The organism is Dehalobacter sp. CP, assembly GCF_047652685.1.
GTDB lineage: Bacteria > Bacillota > Desulfitobacteriia > Desulfitobacteriales > Syntrophobotulaceae > Dehalobacter.
On record NZ_CP157399.1, the window covers coordinates 2,233,748 to 2,250,214 of the forward strand.

Genomic DNA, 16,467 nt, shown 5'->3' on the forward strand with positions numbered 1-16,467 from the left:
TCACTTTGTCGACAGTCTAAAATGTGATCTTTCGGCTGTGTTTAAGTTTTCATCCACTCTTCAATCAAATTTTGTAACCGAGGCAAATCATAAATGATGATCTTACCTGAATTTTTCTTCAGAATATTCTCTTTTTTCAAATAGCGAAATAGTTTGCAGATTGTCACAAAATGAACACCGGTTATTTCAGATATCGCCTTCTGCGATACTCTTTCATCAATCTCATAAACATGGTCAACCTGGTCAACTTCTTTTCCCTTCTGACGGCAGAGTTCATAAAGCAACCTTAACACCCGGACCGATGGTTTATAAATTGCCATTTCTTTAGATTCACGCATAAAATAAGTGCATTTGGATGCATAACAGGTAATAAATTCAATAAGAACTTCTTTATCCTGTTGGAATATACTAAGAAGTTGTTCTTTATCGAAGAAGCAAACCGTACTCCTTTCCTCTGAAACAACATGAACAAAACATTCCTCAATGGCAAATAATCGATCCGCAAAAGTAAAAGGATCAGCGTAAAACATAAACTTTTGCCTTCCATCATCATTCATAAAGCTAATACCCAATTTTCCCGAAAGCACAAAGACAACTTTATTGATGATCTCTCCAGGCAAAACAATCGTATCTCCTTTGCGATAATTACGTATGACCCCCAAATGCGTATAATTACATAGTTTCAAAATCGGATAAAAATTACCGGGCAAAATACTATAGTGGTTGCTTATTACCCTTTCCATTTTTTGTCCCCCTCCCCGCAAAAGAGTTCCCAAAACAAATTCTAATAATTTCTTTAATAACCTTTTTTAGCATAGGCTAAGATCTGACTGAAGTCATAAAAAAATTAATCTATACTAAGTTCTTACGTTTTAATATTAAAAAAACACCGCTGCCGGTGTTTAGTTTTTGCTGTTCTCATTGATTATTTCTTTAAGCCTCTCTAAATCATTAATAATAATTTTACTTGTTGTTTTATGCAAAATATTTTCTTTTTTTAACCAGCTAAATACTCTGCAAATGGTGACAAAATGAACACCCGTTATTTCTGAAATAGCCCTTTGAGATAATTTGACATCTATTTCATAGACGTTATCATCAACTACTTTACCTTCAGTAATGCATAATTCATGAAGCAATCGCAAAACGCGAACGGATGGATTGTAAAGTGCCATCTCCTTTGATCCATTCATAAAATGAAAACATTTTGATGAATAATTCACAATAAATTCATTAAGTATTTCATCATCCTGTTTAAGGATCATAAAAAGCTGCTCTTTGGTAAAAAAACAAATTTTACTTTTTTCTTCTGAAATAACATGAACAAAACAATTCTCTAACGGAAATAGTCGATCAACGATGGAATATTTACCGGCTTTGTACATTAATTTTTGCCTTCCGTCATCATTAAGAAAATTTACTGTGAGTTTGCCGGAAAGCACATATATTATTCTATTTATCGTTTCTCCAGGCAATACAATGGTTTCCCCTTTTTGATAATTACGGACTACCCCCATATGGACAAAATTCTGCAATCTTTCTATAGGATGAAAAGAATCTGGAATAAGTTGCTCTTTAAGAGTTTCCTTCATAATCATTCACCCCTTCAAAAATTTAATCATGCCAAAAAATTTATGTCGAGTTAGGATAATGTTTGCATACACTAATTTAATCATAGCTTATACCAGATAAGGAATTAACATTATTAGCGTGCGTTAATAATTATAATAAGAAATTTTGTACACTTTATTACTGTTCATAAGATTACTGTCTTTTTAATATAACTACACCATGTTGAAAGAGGTTATATTGAAGTGCCGTTTGAAAAATACAGTCTTAATCATAGAATGTATTTATATTGATAAAATAATTCACACAAATATTAACAAACACTAAAATATCTAAATTAATTGGGGATTATAATTTGATTGCATCCGTCTTATAAGCGTTGCGATTTGTAGAATACTTGGCACTTTATCTATATAATAAGGATTCTAATAGCCCTTTGCGGTTCTGGAGGATTTTTGAAGGTCCGCTGCTATACTTAAGATTGAAAAATTATGGTTTCAAGTAATATGCCGAAAAATAAGAACATATAAAAAATAACCCCTTCAAGCAGGGGATTATGTAATCTAACCCACCGCCTTAAGAGGCGTATCGTTAAGCCTTAATATCCAGGTAGTGAGACTATAGAAATTAAGCAGCTTCACTTTATCAAAGCAGACTTCTCCTGCTTGTCTAATACATCTTTTTCTTTAATTTTGCAGCATTTCTTTCGAATAGCTTTGGCCAAATCCTCGAGTATATCCAAAAAAGCACCGGCTGGACAGAATCCCACGCACCACAATTTTCGGAACAAAAAAGCAGATATAAGCGCTGCGAAAAGGATATACCACAAATAGCTTTCCGCTCTTAAATCCAGTCCAAAGGCGACCCCAAACGGCTCATAAGTTATTGCGTTGGCCTTGGCGGTTATCACCGCTCCCATCAGGACCGCAAATAATAACAGATTGCGTAACCTGACCAGCCAAATTCGCGCTTTTCGGAGCGGTATGTTTTTACCGCTTATTTTGTAAGCCGCTTCTTGTATCCCGCAAAACGGACAAACATAGAGGCAATATATATTTTTGCCGGAAAAAAGAATGGGTGCGATAACACCTGCCAGAACGATATAAAATAACAAATTCGTTTTGGGTGAAGGCAAATATCCTAAAAACAACGAAGAGAACTGGGCAACAGACAGCGATCTGTTCAGCCAAAATCCGAGAATAATAGTACTGGCTCCTAAGAATATCAAGCGATACTTCTGAAGTTTTTTGACCTTGTAAATAACAAAACTCATCGTAAACAGCAAGATAGCCATCATTTCTTTCATACCAAATTGCCACTGGACCACAGGCTGTTCCGGATTCTGATGAAACGCTACGCGGGCTATACTGTGCGCATTCTCCCTTACGCTGTCGCTCACAGCACGGCTGGCCAAAGTTGCGCCGGTAATGGCATCTAAGTCCTGATTTAACATCAAGATGCTGTTGACGGGTAAATCCATATATTGTTTATAGTACCCGCCAGCAGCTAGACGCATCAGGAAAGAGGGAGTCTCATTGTTCTCTAAAATTACCGGTTCCCTCAATTTACCCGAAGGATCAACGATGGTGCCGACCAACATCGGACCACCATAGCCATTATGGGAACTAAGACCGACATAAGCCATGAGTTTACCGGTTGCATCAAACGCTTGGGCCGTTCTGTCGCTCATCGGCTCAAACTTTGCTGCTTCCGGAATTAATTTTTTGTACAGGCCGGCTATAACTTTCTCATCCATTTTCTGTTGGCTGATTCCATAGATATAGCCCCCAATCAGAAAGATGATAGCCACACCTGTAATGATCCACTTTCTTTGCATTCCCCAAAATACCTCCGTGGGGGTCCATTAAAATTATTAGATTTTTTAATTAACGTCCTGTTCGACTGGTTCATTAATTCTTTGTTCTCTTTTTATACCCACAAAAAAGAACCGGAAAAATACGACACCGCTGATTGCTAACAAAACCAGGAATGTAATGCCGCCACGCAAGGCCACCTGGGGCGACCCCTCACCGATCGCTGTTCCAATAAAAGCAAAAACAATCAGTACGGCAAGCAGCCATAGGATGGACAGCGTCCATTTCCACCAAGCGAGTTTTTCGCCCTTTTCTTTTTGATAATTAAACAAGGCGTAGATTGCTATCAGAAGGCTAATTATAACCAAACTGTTAATAATAAGTTCGAACATTTCCTTACCTCCTTCTCTAACTTTCTTTTAAGAAATCTTTAGACTCAAAGAACCACGGTTTTTCGCCGACGAGGCCATATTGACGTGAGCCTTCCTCATAATGATAATGTTCCGGCGTATTCTCCCCATAGAAAGCCCTCTCCATCCATGTAAGGCCCTTGGCTGTTAAACCGGTACGGTCGCGTATCGCAATATCTCTGGCAGTGGTATGCAACCAATTGGATTTTTTGGAGAATGGGCACACCGCAATACAGACACGGCAACCTCCGTTGGGAACTTCCAGCCAGAAATTATGGCATTGCGCTGCATTGATCTGCCATCCGTCATAACCACGGCCACCAATCTCCTTGGGTCCGTCGAGGGAAATAGAGCGGCTTGGGCACTGCTCAGCACAGATCTTACAGTTCATACAGAAATTTCGCACACCGATGTTGATCGGCTTGTCGGGCTCTAATGGCAAGTCAGTTACGACCATACTCGGACGGAAATTTGGCCCGAATTCCGGTGTTATGACGAGTCCATTTCGTCCCTGCTCTCCTACTCCTGCAGCCACCATATGCGGCGGCATGATGAACTCATAACGAGCGTGGGGGGAGTTTTCCCTGGCAGGATAACCGAGCCTTTTTACAAAATCCGACATTCTGGCGGCGTAAATACTGGAATTACCATAAGCTTCCAGAGTATGAAAATAGGAAGGGGCTCCGCCGAGCGTCTCCCACGAAAGGGGTTGGCCCATAATGATACCGTATTTCCAATGCTCCGGTATATTTACGGGCTCTCCGCGAGTATAACCACGGATACTGTCAGGGGCCCGTTCATAGCTCCATTCGGGATTGAGTTTGACAATGCGCACGATCGGTGAGCCAAATAAGGTTCCGATTTTTTTGATGAGCCTGCTCATTTCTTTGGGATCTTTAATCTCGTACCTTTTTTTGGCTACGCCTTGAAAATCGCTATCCTTGGAAGAAACCCTGGAAACATGGTAACCCATATGGACGCTCTGCGCCCATTCGTAAGCGTTGGCTATGGCAAAATCGAAAGCTGTCTCAGCGTTGATCCGGGCGAATCTCGGCTGAACTTCCAGGATATGCCTCAAATCTTCCGCAAAATAGTTCCAACCGTACCGATTAAGGACACCCTGATAGAATGCGGCCAAATCCTTATCTTTAATAATACTTAAGGGCGTATTCGCCAGATTGTTTACATCTACCACCGACTTGAGATAAGCATTGAAGGGCATTCCCTGAGGTACGTCAAAAGCCTTGCTTAGGGTTGACCGGCGGAGCTGCGTTTCTGCGTACATCTCCACGCGTTTTGGTGTTCCTACTTTATTGAAAGGGAGCTGATCCGTTTCAAACGGGGTGCGGTCAAAGAGTTCACCAGGAGTAACGCTTTCCTTTTCCCAACCAGTGTTGGTAGATGGGTCAGCGCCGTTCAAATAGCCGACAACCCCAGCAGAAGCCGCACCTGTCGCTACCGCCGCTATCCCCGCGAGCTTAAAGAAATCTCTTCTTTCCATATCTTTTTTCTCCTCGTATAATAAATTCATTAATTAATCGTGATATATATTGATCGTTAAGGAAGGGTGGAGATTTTCGCCGTCCGAAGGAAATACTACCCGACCTTGACAGCTGGAGCATATTGCACACTGCTGCTTGCCGCACTTGCAACCTTACCAGGGGCCTTCAGTACGCCAACGGCTCCCAAGACTGTCGTTGTCAACGCCGGCTTCCTTCGATTCATCTTTGGTCCGTCACTCACTTCTTTTCCACCTCTTTTCAAGCTTGTTTAGTACTAATTTTTTTGTTTTTCCTACAGTGATGAAACCTAACAAGCGTGCCAAAACAATTGCTAGTACGACGGATATTCCTCCAAACAGGAATATGCTGTACTTGTTGCTTTAACATGCCCTACGGATGCGTTGATGTAAACAAAGGAAACCTCCCATACAAACGATAGCAAAGAAAATAACATTATAAGATCCAAATAATTACCGTTTTCCAGGTCTTATCCTGCTTCGCGCGAGGTTTGATAAAAAGGACACCAACTAAAAAAATTCCCGCCAAAAAAGATTAAGAATTACTTATTTTTTCACCTCCCCTTAACTTGTTTGAATTGATAATATAAATTTTATTAAGTTCATTTTAATCCTTTTTCAGTTTTTGACTTTAGCTATACCTAAGATCGTAAAAAAAGGGACACTCAATATACTTTATCTTAGTGGCCTCTTTTCGTTGCACAATAAAATCAAAAATGCCGCCTTTTAGCGGCATTTACATTTAATGCTTATTATTTAAATTTATCATATCTTTAAGCCTCGGCAAGTCATAGATAATGATTTTATTTGGAGTCTTATGCACAATTTTTTCTTTTTTGAGCCATCCAAAAATTCTGCAGACACTTACAAAATGAACACCTGTTATTTCGGAAATTGTCTTTTGTGTTAATTTAATATCTATCTCATAAATATTATCAACAACCTTACCTTTCGTTAAGCAAAGTTCATAAATCATTCTTAAAACTCTGGCGGTCGGAGTATAAAGGTCCATCTCTTTGGAGACATACATAAAAAAGCCGCATTTACAAGCAAAATTCGAAAGAAACTCTAGATGAGCTTCATCATCCTGTCTAAAAATTTCAAAAAGCTGTTCTTTTGAGAAAAAACAAACCGTACTGTTTTCTTCTGAAACAACATGTATGAGACCAATTTTAAATCCAAACGCCCCATCAATGGGACAATAACGGCATGCATAATACATTAATTTTTGTTTGTTATCTTCGAGAAAGTAAACGCTAACTTTTCCTGAGACCACATAGATGACCCTGTCAAGTACTTCTCCAGGAAAACTAATGGTATCTCCTTTCCGATATTTGCGTACTACTCCCATATGAACATATTTTTGAAGACTTTTAACAGGGTAAAAATTATCTGGGACAATACAATAATCTCTGTTAATATCTGTCATAGATCATTTCCCTCCCAAATAAAATTATGCACACAACGTAGATAACCGTTACGTATGCATTAATAATATTAGCGTAGGATAACTTTTCTGACATAATCGTACCACGCAATCTTCAAAAAATCTACATTAAGTTAATACATAAAAAAGTGTCCCAAAAGTTTCCTTGATACTTTCCGGATTTTTTCACCTCCCCTTGACTTGTTTGAATTGATAAATTACTTTCATCAAGTTCATTTTAATCCTATTATAGTTTTGTACTTTAGCTATACCTAAGATCAGAAATAATTTGAATTCGATAACCAAACAAGGGAGCGCCGCAAAACCTAAGTTTTGTTGCACTCCCTTGTTGTCTATTGGAATATCTTCAATTATCAAAAATTCGAAAACTTCTTTTCTTCGGTAAGCGTATGCTCAAGCGTTACCGTGTCGCCCGGCTTTAACGTAATAAACTCTTCATCCCATGGTCCAAGAAAAAGTTTCTTCAAATAACGCGATGAGCCCGTAATTGTTTCATGTTGCAATTTTAAGGATTTAGCAAAGTTTTCTGTTCTGGCCATAATTTCCTCGGGCCGGCAAGTTTGCGTATCAATGATCATTAATCTTTGATAATGATGCAGCATGGTCTTCATGATCCTGTCGGCTTTGGCTGATCCGTATTTTTCGACATAATGCTGATATTCCGACAATAGGCTCTTCTCATTATCGAGCCAACCTTTAGTCAAGAAATAAGTTCCCATTTCCCGGGAAAGATTCATCCTCTGCTCGTGAGAACCCAATAACAAAGAAATGCAATCATCCACCTTCGGGATTATCAGAGTAGCCGTGGGTGATATAAGCCCAACCAGGCTATTTCCGCAATAACCAAAAGCAAAGAGAATGGTATCAACGTTCTCCAGTTGATTAATGGATTCTTGAAGCCTTTTCCGAAGTAAGTCCGGATAGTTGTGAAGGCCCGATTCAATATATAGCACCGGATAGCCTACCCCGGTCTCTTGCAAAGCTAAACGTACTTCATCTTTTATCGTTTGACAGGCAATGATAATCTTGGACATTCTAATCAAATCCTTTCTTTAAGATGAAAAACGCATCAAAAGAGCACTGCTTTATTGTATACACGTGTATAGTTTATATTCAATTTAATCATGTTCATATCAGATGTCAATAACTTTTCTCCACATTTATAATAATTATTTTCAATTATCTTTAATTGTTTGTCAGATCTTAGAACTTATAAAGAGAAAGCAGCCTTTATTGCTGCTTTCAAAGAAAAATTCACTAAGATAATTAATATTAAACGACTTAAGGAACTTATATATTACATATGATTCTTACGTTTAGAAGCCTATAAATTCATGAAGTTTGGAGCATTGTTAATAATCAATCCTTCTGCGCCGATAACTAACGTTGCAATAGAGGCAGCATTTTTCAATGCCGTATAAGTTACCTGGACAGGATCGATGATTCCACTTACTATCATATCAACGTAGCTATCTTCGGCAGCATTATAACCATGTCCGGCAGGAAGTTCCCGGACGTTTTCAATGACGGAATCTCCGTTTTCGCCGGCATTCTCAACAATCTGGCGTAAAGGCGCTTCCAAAGCCTTTTGGACAATCCGCAGTCCGACCATAGCTTCAGGATCATCCAGCTTGATCTCTGCCAATGCATCCGTTGCTTCGAGCAAAGCGATACCTCCGCCAGGTACAATCCCTTCTTCAATCGCTACCCTTACTGCATTGACAGCATCATCAATCCGATCCTTTTTCTCCTTCATTTCCAGTCTCGTGGCAGCACCGACTTTAATGATAGCTATTCCGCCCTGCAGCCACCCCAGCCTTTCCTGGAGTTTCTCTTTTCTCCAGCCGGGAAGCAAAGGCTCATATTCCGCACGTACTTCAGCGCAACGCGCCTCAATCTCTTCTTTGTCACCTTGTCCGCCAATAATGGTCGTATTCTTCGTATCAACCAGAATCCGCTTTGCTCTTCCTAAGTGGTATCCTTGTACTTCTTCAAGTGGGATTCCGGCCTCTTCTGAAATAACCGTGGCACCAGTAATAACCGCTATATCCTGCAAGTAAGCTTTACGCCGCTCCCCATGACCGGGGGTCTGAATAGCAATGACATTCATGGTCCCTTTTTGCTTATTTGCAAGCAGAAGAGCAAGCAAATCAACAGAAATATCTTCAGTAATAATTACAAGAGGCTTGCCGCTTTTTACGACCTCTTCCATGATGGAGAAAATCTCATAGATATAGCTAATCTTGGTATCGGTTACAAGAATGTACGGATCTTCCAAAACCTCTTCTTTTTTCTCCCAAGACTTTACGATTTTCGGTGTAAAACATCCCTTGTCAAAACGTATCCCTTCCGTAACCTCTAACCGGGTTTTCAGCGCTTGATCTTCTTCCACCATGATCATCCCATGGAAACCAACTTTTTCTACAGCTTCGCTAATAAGCCCCCCGATCTCCGGATCTCCTGACGATACAGTAGCCACCTGCTTAACCTTCTCCAGACTGGATATCTTGACTGCGCTTTTATTAATAGCCTCAATAGCGCTTTCAATTCCTTTTTCTATGCCGCTTATAAGAGAAGTGGGATTACTACCCGCCGCAATATTTTTCATCCCTTCCCGAATCATGGCCTGGGCCAGAACAATCGATGTCGTTGTCCCGTCACCCACCCTGTCGTTGGTTTTGTCTGATACTTCTTTGATAATCTGGCATCCTAAATTTTGGAACCGGTTAGGTGTGGAAATGATATTGGCAATACTAGCCCCGTCATTTGTAATTTTCGGAAGACCAACCACCGGGTCTAAAACAACATTTCTTCCTTTTGGTCCCAGTGTAACCTTAACACAAGAGGCGATAAGGTCTATTCCTGCTGCGAGTGATTGTCTGGCCTTCTCCCCGGCCAATAATGTTGTATCCATGTTGATTACTCCTCATTATTCAGAAATCATCAGGCATTCCAATTACTTATCAAAACCAAAACAATCAGCAAGATGGTAAGGCCATACAAAGCAAAAAGCAAAATTGTAGAAGTTTCTGTCTTTTTTTTCCCCACTTCTTGATCTTCAGGTTTTACTACGGGTTCAGCTTTTTCAGACATTCATATTCTCCACCTTTCTAACCTTTTTCTTGGAGGGCAACCCAATGATTTCCCGAATTTTCCGTCCCAGTTGTGCGACCTTGTCCACAAATGTCCCAACCGGACAAAACGCAACACACCAGAACCGGCGGTAGAAAAAGCTGGTAAGCAATATGACAAAAAGCAAATACCACTGATTACTGGATCCGTTTAAGCCAAATATCGTTCCAAAGGGTTCAAAACTGGAACATGAAGGGTTTACAAAGAGGAAGGCAAAGAACAAAACTAAAAATAAGATAACTTCTTTTATTGTGTGGAACCATTTAACATATTTTCCGATCGGTATATTGACTTTACTAATCATGTGGGTAGCTTCCTGCAAGCCGTGGAAAGGACAAACATACGCACAGTAGATGTTTTTACCGGTTATTAAAGCAGGTGCCAATGCTCCCAACAAAACAAGATACCATATCAGATTTTCGCTCGGAGACGGGAAGTATCCAAGAAGCAGCGCACTGATGTGTCCCATCGATAATGACCTATTTAACCAAAAACCTAAAATAACGATACTAAGTCCCAGAAATACCAACCTAAACTTCGCCAATTGCTTGAAACGGGGTATGAAAACAGAAAGTATAAAGAGTAAAGCAACTGCGATTTCTTTTATTCCTATATTCCAGGAGATCTCTGCTTTTTTAGGTGTAACATTCAATTCTTGGACGGCCACTGTATGCGCAACATCATTCACAGATTTTGCGATAGCCCGTGTGGAAAGCGTTGCCCCCGATACTCTGTCAATGTCAGCGTCCAAAACCAGCGGATCATCCGCATGTTTTTTGGTGTACTGGCGGAAATAGCCGGCCTGGGCTATCTTGTTGAGATAAGAAGGAGTCTCCTTATGCTGCAGGATCACTACATCCTGAATACCCCCGGTCAGATTGATGATAGTCCCTACCATCACGGGCCCCCCATAGCCGACATTACTGCAGATCCCGACATAAGCCATAAGGTTTCCGTCTGCGCCTATCGCCTTGGCCGTCCGGTCACTTATTGAATCAAAATGGTCTGCTTTCGGAAACAACTGCTGGTAATACCCTTGGACAACATCCTGATCCATTTTATTGATGTAATACCCATATACCATTGTTAGAACCAAAATTACAATAGCAAATAATGGAATAAATTTTTTAGCAATTAATATAAATTTTTTCATAAAACTGGCCTCTCTTTTTTATGGCTTGAAACAAATATAAAAGAAATCTGTTTTTTCAACCTAAATCATGGTACTTAGATCAATTGTAAACTGATATTGTTTATCAATGACCCCTTCTGTTGTAAGGAGGATTGAAGCAATACCCATAGCCTTGTTCAACGCGGTAACTGTCACAGCAACCGGATCTACGATCCCTTCAGCCATCATGTCTACAAATTTTCCTGACATTGCGTCGTATCCCATGCCAGGTGCAGCCTTGCTGGTCATCTCTACAACTTTGTCTCCGTTACCACCGGTATTATTTACAATCTGGCGCAACGGTACGGCTAAAGCCTGTCGAATGAGACGGATACCAGATAGCTCATCCTCTGAATCCGCTTTTAAATCATCAAGTACTTTTGCTGCCCTTACATAGGTTGTGCCTCCGCCAGGGACGACTCCACTCTCCACCGCCGCTTTCGAAGCCTGTACAGCATCTATAACACGGTCTTTAAGTTCCTTTAGCGCAATCTTCGTATCAGCGCCAACCCTGATAACGGCTATTCCACCAGAAAGCTTGGCTATCCGTTCTTGCAGCTTCTGGCGCTCTCCAGACTCTGATGTTTGTCTGATTAGTGCTCTCAGCTGGTTTGATTTTTCTTCAATCATTTCACTACTGCCACCACCACCTATCACAGTCGTTTTTTGACGCGTGACAATAATCTTTTCTGCATTACCAAGCATGGATTTCTCAATATTTTCTAACGATAACCCGAGCATTTCCACTAAAACAGAACCGCCTGTCTTGACTGCCAAGTCCTCCAAAATACCAAGACGGTACTCTCCGGTACCTGGAGCCTGAACTGCGATCGCCTTGGCCTCCCTAGCCTCCGTATTATGTGTAATCAGCATTCCCAGCACATCTTTTGTTACTTGCTTTGCTACGATCAACAGCGGCTTTTTCTCCCAGATACACCAATTAAGAACGCGCTTAATTTGCTGGATATTGTCAATCATCTGGTCCGTCATTAAAATATAAGGTTTTTCCAGGTTTAAAATCATACGATCGTTTTCGGATAAGAAATATGAAGAGAGATAACCGCTCTCCAATTCCATACCTTCCGTTGTTTCAATGAAAGTACGCCGTTCGATGGTTTCCTGGACTGTTACAATCCCATTCTGTCCAACTTTTTCTACTGCCTGAGCAATAAGTTCTCCAGTCAAGCGGCTTTTAGCCGATATGGACGCAACTTGGGAAACAGTTTCCGGAGTAGCCGGAACGCCAAGCCTTCCAATTTCTTGGCTGACTGCCTGTACGGCCTTTTCCATCCCTTTTTTAAGGCGGATCGGGTCTGCTCCCGCTTCGACCAGGGGCATTCCACCCTTTACGATGGCTTGTGCGAGGACGATCGACGTCGTAGTGCCATCGCCGACCATGTCGTTGGTTTGCCTGGCAACTTCCTTACACAAACGGGCTCCCATATTTTCCCTAGGGTCAGGCAAATTAATGTGTTTCGCAACCGTTACGCCGTCTTTTGTAACCAGAGGATAACCCATCATCTGTTCAATGACAATGTTTCTTCCTTTAGGTCCAAGCGTTACTTTGACCAAATCAGCTACCTTGTCAACTCCCCTGGCCAACGCATACCGGGCTTCTTCATTTAATGTGACCGTTGTTTTCTCCTGTGAGGTCATTGCCTAATCTCCACAACTACTCCGTCTTTAAAAACAATTTCAGCTTTGGTCGCCGTTTCCAATTTGTCTCCAACCTTGAGTTCATAAGGCCCTTCCACCGAACCAATCACGATTTCTTCACCGGTTTTCAGTTCATCAATCGCTGCCATATTCATCCTAATTTCGTCCATCCCAACATGAAATTTTGTAGCCTGCGTATCAAATTGCTGCCGGATTTGATTAAGTTGAGTAGCTTCAGCTCCTTTCAACGAGAATTCTGTAAGCATTTTGTTTTTGTTTTCTTCGAACTCCGTCTTTTCGTCGTTCAAAGCCACCATTTGTTCGCGCAATTGCTTACGGGTCCTCTCCTTGGATTCTTCCGTTACAATTTGCTTGAGCGTAATCTCTCTGAAAATTTTGATGAATTCCATATGCTTTTCTCCTTGTGTTTTATTATGCATTAAAATCTTAACCTAGGTATACAAATAAATCTTTAAAACATGCTAATTAAGTATAACATAATTGCATATCATGACAATATTTTATCGAATTTTTGTAAAATAAGAATTATTTTTTGTTAAATAAGAATTAATGTGTCAGTATTTTACTTTCTTCCCCCTCCTTATTTTTCATCTGCTCCTAAATATCCCCACAAAAGGTTATTTTTAACCCCCTCCTATATAAAAAACAAAATTTTTATTTGCGCATATTAAAGTGTGATAAACTATTTTATGATAGACTATTCCATGATAAAATAACAACAAAAAAATAATAAAAGAAGGAAGTAGATTGGGCATGCATGAAATCAAACTTGGATCATATAAAGGATTAAAGCTTCCTCCAGTATCTATGTTTTCCGAAGATGATTTGAACCTGGGGGCGAGGGAAGCTGTAAAAAAACTGGCAAACCAATGGGCAAAAAATAATATGCCTGCGGTGTATGGTGATGAAGTTGTCATTGGCCTTCGTGCGGAATGCGACAATATGTTCGTTCCGGAGTTATCGAATTCGAATCTAAAGTTTACCTTGGGGGATCCTTCTGTTCTTGAGGCATTCAGCCAGATTATTAATCACAAAGCCGGAGATGATTTAGTGCTGTCTGTTACTTTCCCCGAAGGTTTCACCGTTGAACGGATGGGCGGAAAAACAGTTACCTTTCAGATTGCCATCCATGAAGTTAACCATAGACTACCCGTTGAACTCTCGGATGAAATCGCCAGGCAAATTAATCCTGAGGTTTCTGGAATAGATGAGCTGCAGGCCAACTTACGCAAAATAATCTCTGAAAACTGGTTACAAAAGATCAAGGAAGAGAGAATTCGATCCATAATCGACACCATTGCCTCGGGTTCGGAATATACTTTAGATCAAAAGGAATTCCAGGAAGTTCTGGATATTCTTAATACCCAATCGCAAAAGGAACTTTTCTCGTCAGGGAATCCTCAAAACCTTGAAGCGCTTATGTCCGGAGATAACAGGATGTTTGAAATGAAGAACATGGCGTTGGCTGAGAAAACCCTTGTCGAAGAACTCATTCTGACCGAAATTGCACGGCTAGAAAACATCGACATCAGTCCTGAGGAAATTCAGGAAGCAAAATCCTTCTTCTTAAAAACATCTCCCGACAAAGCGCAATTCAGTCAGCTCTTTCCAAATGATGAATTTTTGGGGGACTACTTGTTTAGAGAAAAGATTATTCACGCTCTTTGGAAATGGAACGATTGCGATATTTACGGCAAAAGTGATTACGAAAGAATTTTTACATTACAATAACCTAAAACATTTTACTATATTATCTTACCAGATTATTTAGTCCGCGTTAAACTACCATGAAACTTTGGGGCTAATAAAAAGACATGCCGGAAAGTTTTCTCCGGCATGTCTTTAAAATCCACAAATATTGTCCCCGTAGCTTAGTACTCAATAACTTCATTGATTAAACTTTTTAGTTTTTCAATATTATAAACATAAATTTTATTTTTGACTTTTTTGAGGACTTCTTGTTTTTCAAGTATGTTAAATAATTTGCAAACCGTCACATAATGTGTCCCCGTAATATCCGCTATTGCTTTCTGCGTAAGCTTTGAAGTAATGACATAACTACCGCCTACAAACTTCCCTTCATGAATGCAAAGATTATAGAGCAAGCGGAACACTCTACTGGAAGGACGGGAATAGTTTAAATCTCTGGCATGTGCCATAAAATAATATACTTTACTGAGAATATTATGCAAGATATCAAGGATTACTTGTTCATCGTCATGGAAAATTTTCATAACTTGCGCAATGGAAAAAAAACAAACCGTACTGGTTTTGACCGCATGAATTTGCAATTCATGATATTCATTTAGAAATGCTGTCATTCCGACGCAACCTTCAGTAATATTAAACAGGAATTTATTATGACCGTCTTCCATCCCGATACCTACGGATAAACATCCTGATTGTACATATACAATAGAATTTGATTCTGCACCCTGTCCAAGCACAATGCTTCCTTTGGTAAAAGTTCGGGTATTTGCGAGATGCGTGTACATTCCCAAACGTTCAATTCGATTGAATGTTTCAGGAATTAAAATATCAGGAATTTTTCTCTTTATATTATCATCCATCATCCTATCATCCATTAATTTTCCCCTTCTCCTAAAAAATTCGGATGATCAAAAACATAAAGATACTTCAAGTTTTTAAATAATCGATTGTTTTTTGCATTTGATTTCAAGGTTGGCATATGCTAAAATCTAGATGCTTAATTTATGATAACATGAAAGTGTTATGACTGCAATTTTCATATTATTTTTATATTAAATGGAGGCACTATCAATGCATCATTTTCAACTGGGTCAGTATAAAGGAATGAAAATCGCCCCTCAGCCCACGCCTACAGAAACGGAGTTAGAGAATGCGGTAATTCAATCTGTTTTAAAAATGCTTAACGAATGGTCAAAAGACAATATAGTTGTCGAAGAAGGGGATGAGGTTGCAGTCAGCATTTTTGCAACTTGCGACGGTTTGGCTGTTTCGGAACTTTGTTCATCCTATTTAAAATACAAAGTTGGCGATCCCATGATGTTTGGCCAATTCAAAAATGTCATCGGAAAAAAGAAAGCAGATCGTTTCCAAATGATGATTGATATCCCACACAATAGTCCGCTTCAACACGTTGCAGGCAAGAAAGCTGAGTTTTTGGCTACCGTACTGGAAGTCTGGCCGTCAAAACAACTGGAGGTCACAGACGCAATTATCCATGAAATGGACCCGGAAGTTCCGGACTTGAAAACGCTGAAAGAGAAAATCCGCAAGTCCTTGATAGCTGAAAGCCAACAAACCATCGCAGAAAATAATCTACAAACGATCTTAGATACAATTATCGAGAGCTCAACATATGAGTTGGATGAGGAAATGCTGGCCGCCACGACAAAGCAAGTAATAAACAATGCACTTAAAGACTATGAAATCATAAAGAATCAAAACGCAAATACACCTTTTGGCTCAAGTGAGGCTGATGAATATTTCTATGAGGATTGTGCTGTTTTTGCTAAACAACAGCTTCTCCTCAGTTTGGCTTTTACGGAGTTAGCACGTGTTGAAAATATTTGTATTTCCGATGAAGAAGCAGAGTTAGGAAGAAAGCAGGTTCTTGAAGGAATCCAGGGGGATCAACAAATGTTTGAAAAGCTTTTCCCTACCCCCGAACTCTTAAAAGAAAGTCTGCTGCATGAAAAGATTGTCAAACACCTATTTGAATGGAATATCGGTGATAATTGATT

16 protein-coding genes and 1 pseudogene are annotated in these 16,467 nt (G+C 40.0%); 2 read left to right on the forward strand and 15 right to left on the reverse strand.

Going from position 1 to position 16,467, the window contains the following annotated elements; translation table 11 throughout:
* Positions 1-41: 41 nt before the first annotated feature.
* From AAH944_RS11035 to AAH944_RS11100, 14 genes and pseudogenes are all read right to left on the reverse strand, one after another.
* Positions 42-743 (reverse strand): Crp/Fnr family transcriptional regulator, encoded by a 702-nt coding sequence (locus tag AAH944_RS11035; protein WP_020492152.1) that lies wholly within the window; start codon positions 741-743, stop codon positions 42-44.
* Between the two features lie 159 nt (positions 744-902).
* Positions 903-1,598: a helix-turn-helix domain-containing protein gene (locus tag AAH944_RS11040; RefSeq protein WP_020492151.1), complete on the reverse strand. Its 696-nt coding sequence runs from the start codon at positions 1,596-1,598 to the stop codon at positions 903-905.
* 608 nt (positions 1,599-2,206) lie between these two features.
* Entirely contained in the window at positions 2,207-3,406 is a 1,200-nt protein-coding gene (locus AAH944_RS11045; protein ID WP_020492150.1) for a 4Fe-4S binding protein, read from the reverse strand.
* A 45-nt stretch (positions 3,407-3,451) separates the two neighbouring features.
* The gene (locus AAH944_RS11050) at positions 3,452-3,775 is read right to left on the reverse strand and encodes a hypothetical protein (RefSeq protein ID WP_020492149.1); all 324 of its coding nucleotides are present in this window, start codon (positions 3,773-3,775) and stop codon (positions 3,452-3,454) included.
* Between the two features lie 16 nt (positions 3,776-3,791).
* Positions 3,792-5,294 carry a reductive dehalogenase gene (locus tag AAH944_RS11055; RefSeq protein ID WP_020492148.1) on the reverse strand — a complete coding sequence of 501 codons (1,503 nt, stop codon included), beginning with the start codon at positions 5,292-5,294 and terminating at the stop codon, positions 3,792-3,794.
* Between the two features lie 95 nt (positions 5,295-5,389).
* On the reverse strand, positions 5,390-5,536 hold the full coding sequence (locus AAH944_RS11060; protein ID WP_415534940.1) for a hypothetical protein: 147 nt from the start codon (positions 5,534-5,536) through the stop codon (positions 5,390-5,392).
* A pseudogene (locus AAH944_RS11065) lies at positions 5,529-5,841 on the reverse strand (dehalogenase). The gene AAH944_RS11060 and the pseudogene AAH944_RS11065 overlap by 8 nt, the downstream one beginning before the upstream one ends.
* A gap of 213 nt (positions 5,842-6,054) precedes the next feature.
* Complete coding sequence (locus AAH944_RS11070; RefSeq protein ID WP_026156431.1) at positions 6,055-6,741, reverse strand: Crp/Fnr family transcriptional regulator; 687 nt, start codon at positions 6,739-6,741, stop codon at positions 6,055-6,057.
* Between the two features lie 371 nt (positions 6,742-7,112).
* Positions 7,113-7,793 carry a DUF1638 domain-containing protein gene (locus AAH944_RS11075; protein ID WP_415534941.1) on the reverse strand — a complete coding sequence of 227 codons (681 nt, stop codon included), beginning with the start codon at positions 7,791-7,793 and terminating at the stop codon, positions 7,113-7,115.
* Between the two features lie 290 nt (positions 7,794-8,083).
* Positions 8,084-9,673 (reverse strand): chaperonin GroEL, encoded by a 1,590-nt coding sequence (gene groL / locus AAH944_RS11080; protein ID WP_415534942.1) that lies wholly within the window; start codon positions 9,671-9,673, stop codon positions 8,084-8,086.
* A 29-nt stretch (positions 9,674-9,702) separates the two neighbouring features.
* A complete protein-coding gene (locus tag AAH944_RS11085) occupies positions 9,703-9,852 on the reverse strand; it encodes a hypothetical protein (protein WP_415534943.1) in 150 nt (49 codons plus the stop codon).
* Positions 9,845-11,044 (reverse strand): 4Fe-4S binding protein, encoded by a 1,200-nt coding sequence (locus AAH944_RS11090; protein WP_415534944.1) that lies wholly within the window; start codon positions 11,042-11,044, stop codon positions 9,845-9,847. Before AAH944_RS11090 ends, AAH944_RS11085 begins: the two co-directional genes overlap by 8 nt.
* A gap of 60 nt (positions 11,045-11,104) precedes the next feature.
* Entirely contained in the window at positions 11,105-12,718 is a 1,614-nt protein-coding gene (locus AAH944_RS11095) for an Hsp60 family chaperonin (protein WP_415534945.1), read from the reverse strand.
* Positions 12,715-13,128, reverse strand: a complete 414-nt coding sequence (locus AAH944_RS11100) for a YlqD family protein (RefSeq protein ID WP_020492140.1) — start codon at positions 13,126-13,128, stop codon at positions 12,715-12,717. Before AAH944_RS11100 ends, AAH944_RS11095 begins: the two co-directional genes overlap by 4 nt.
* Positions 13,129-13,492: 364 nt before the next feature.
* On the opposite strand from AAH944_RS11100, the gene AAH944_RS11105 reads away from it, so the two are divergent.
* Positions 13,493-14,470, forward strand: coding sequence for a trigger factor (locus AAH944_RS11105; RefSeq protein ID WP_415534946.1), 978 nt, complete (start codon positions 13,493-13,495; stop codon positions 14,468-14,470).
* Between the two features lie 140 nt (positions 14,471-14,610).
* On the opposite strand, the gene AAH944_RS11110 is transcribed toward AAH944_RS11105, so the two are convergent.
* Positions 14,611-15,324, reverse strand: a complete 714-nt coding sequence (locus AAH944_RS11110; RefSeq protein WP_415534947.1) for a Crp/Fnr family transcriptional regulator — start codon at positions 15,322-15,324, stop codon at positions 14,611-14,613.
* 196 nt (positions 15,325-15,520) lie between these two features.
* Here AAH944_RS11110 and AAH944_RS11115 point away from each other — a divergent pair, with 196 nt between their 5' ends.
* Positions 15,521-16,465 (forward strand): trigger factor, encoded by a 945-nt coding sequence (locus AAH944_RS11115; RefSeq protein ID WP_415534948.1) that lies wholly within the window; start codon positions 15,521-15,523, stop codon positions 16,463-16,465.
* Positions 16,466-16,467 lie beyond the last annotated feature (2 nt).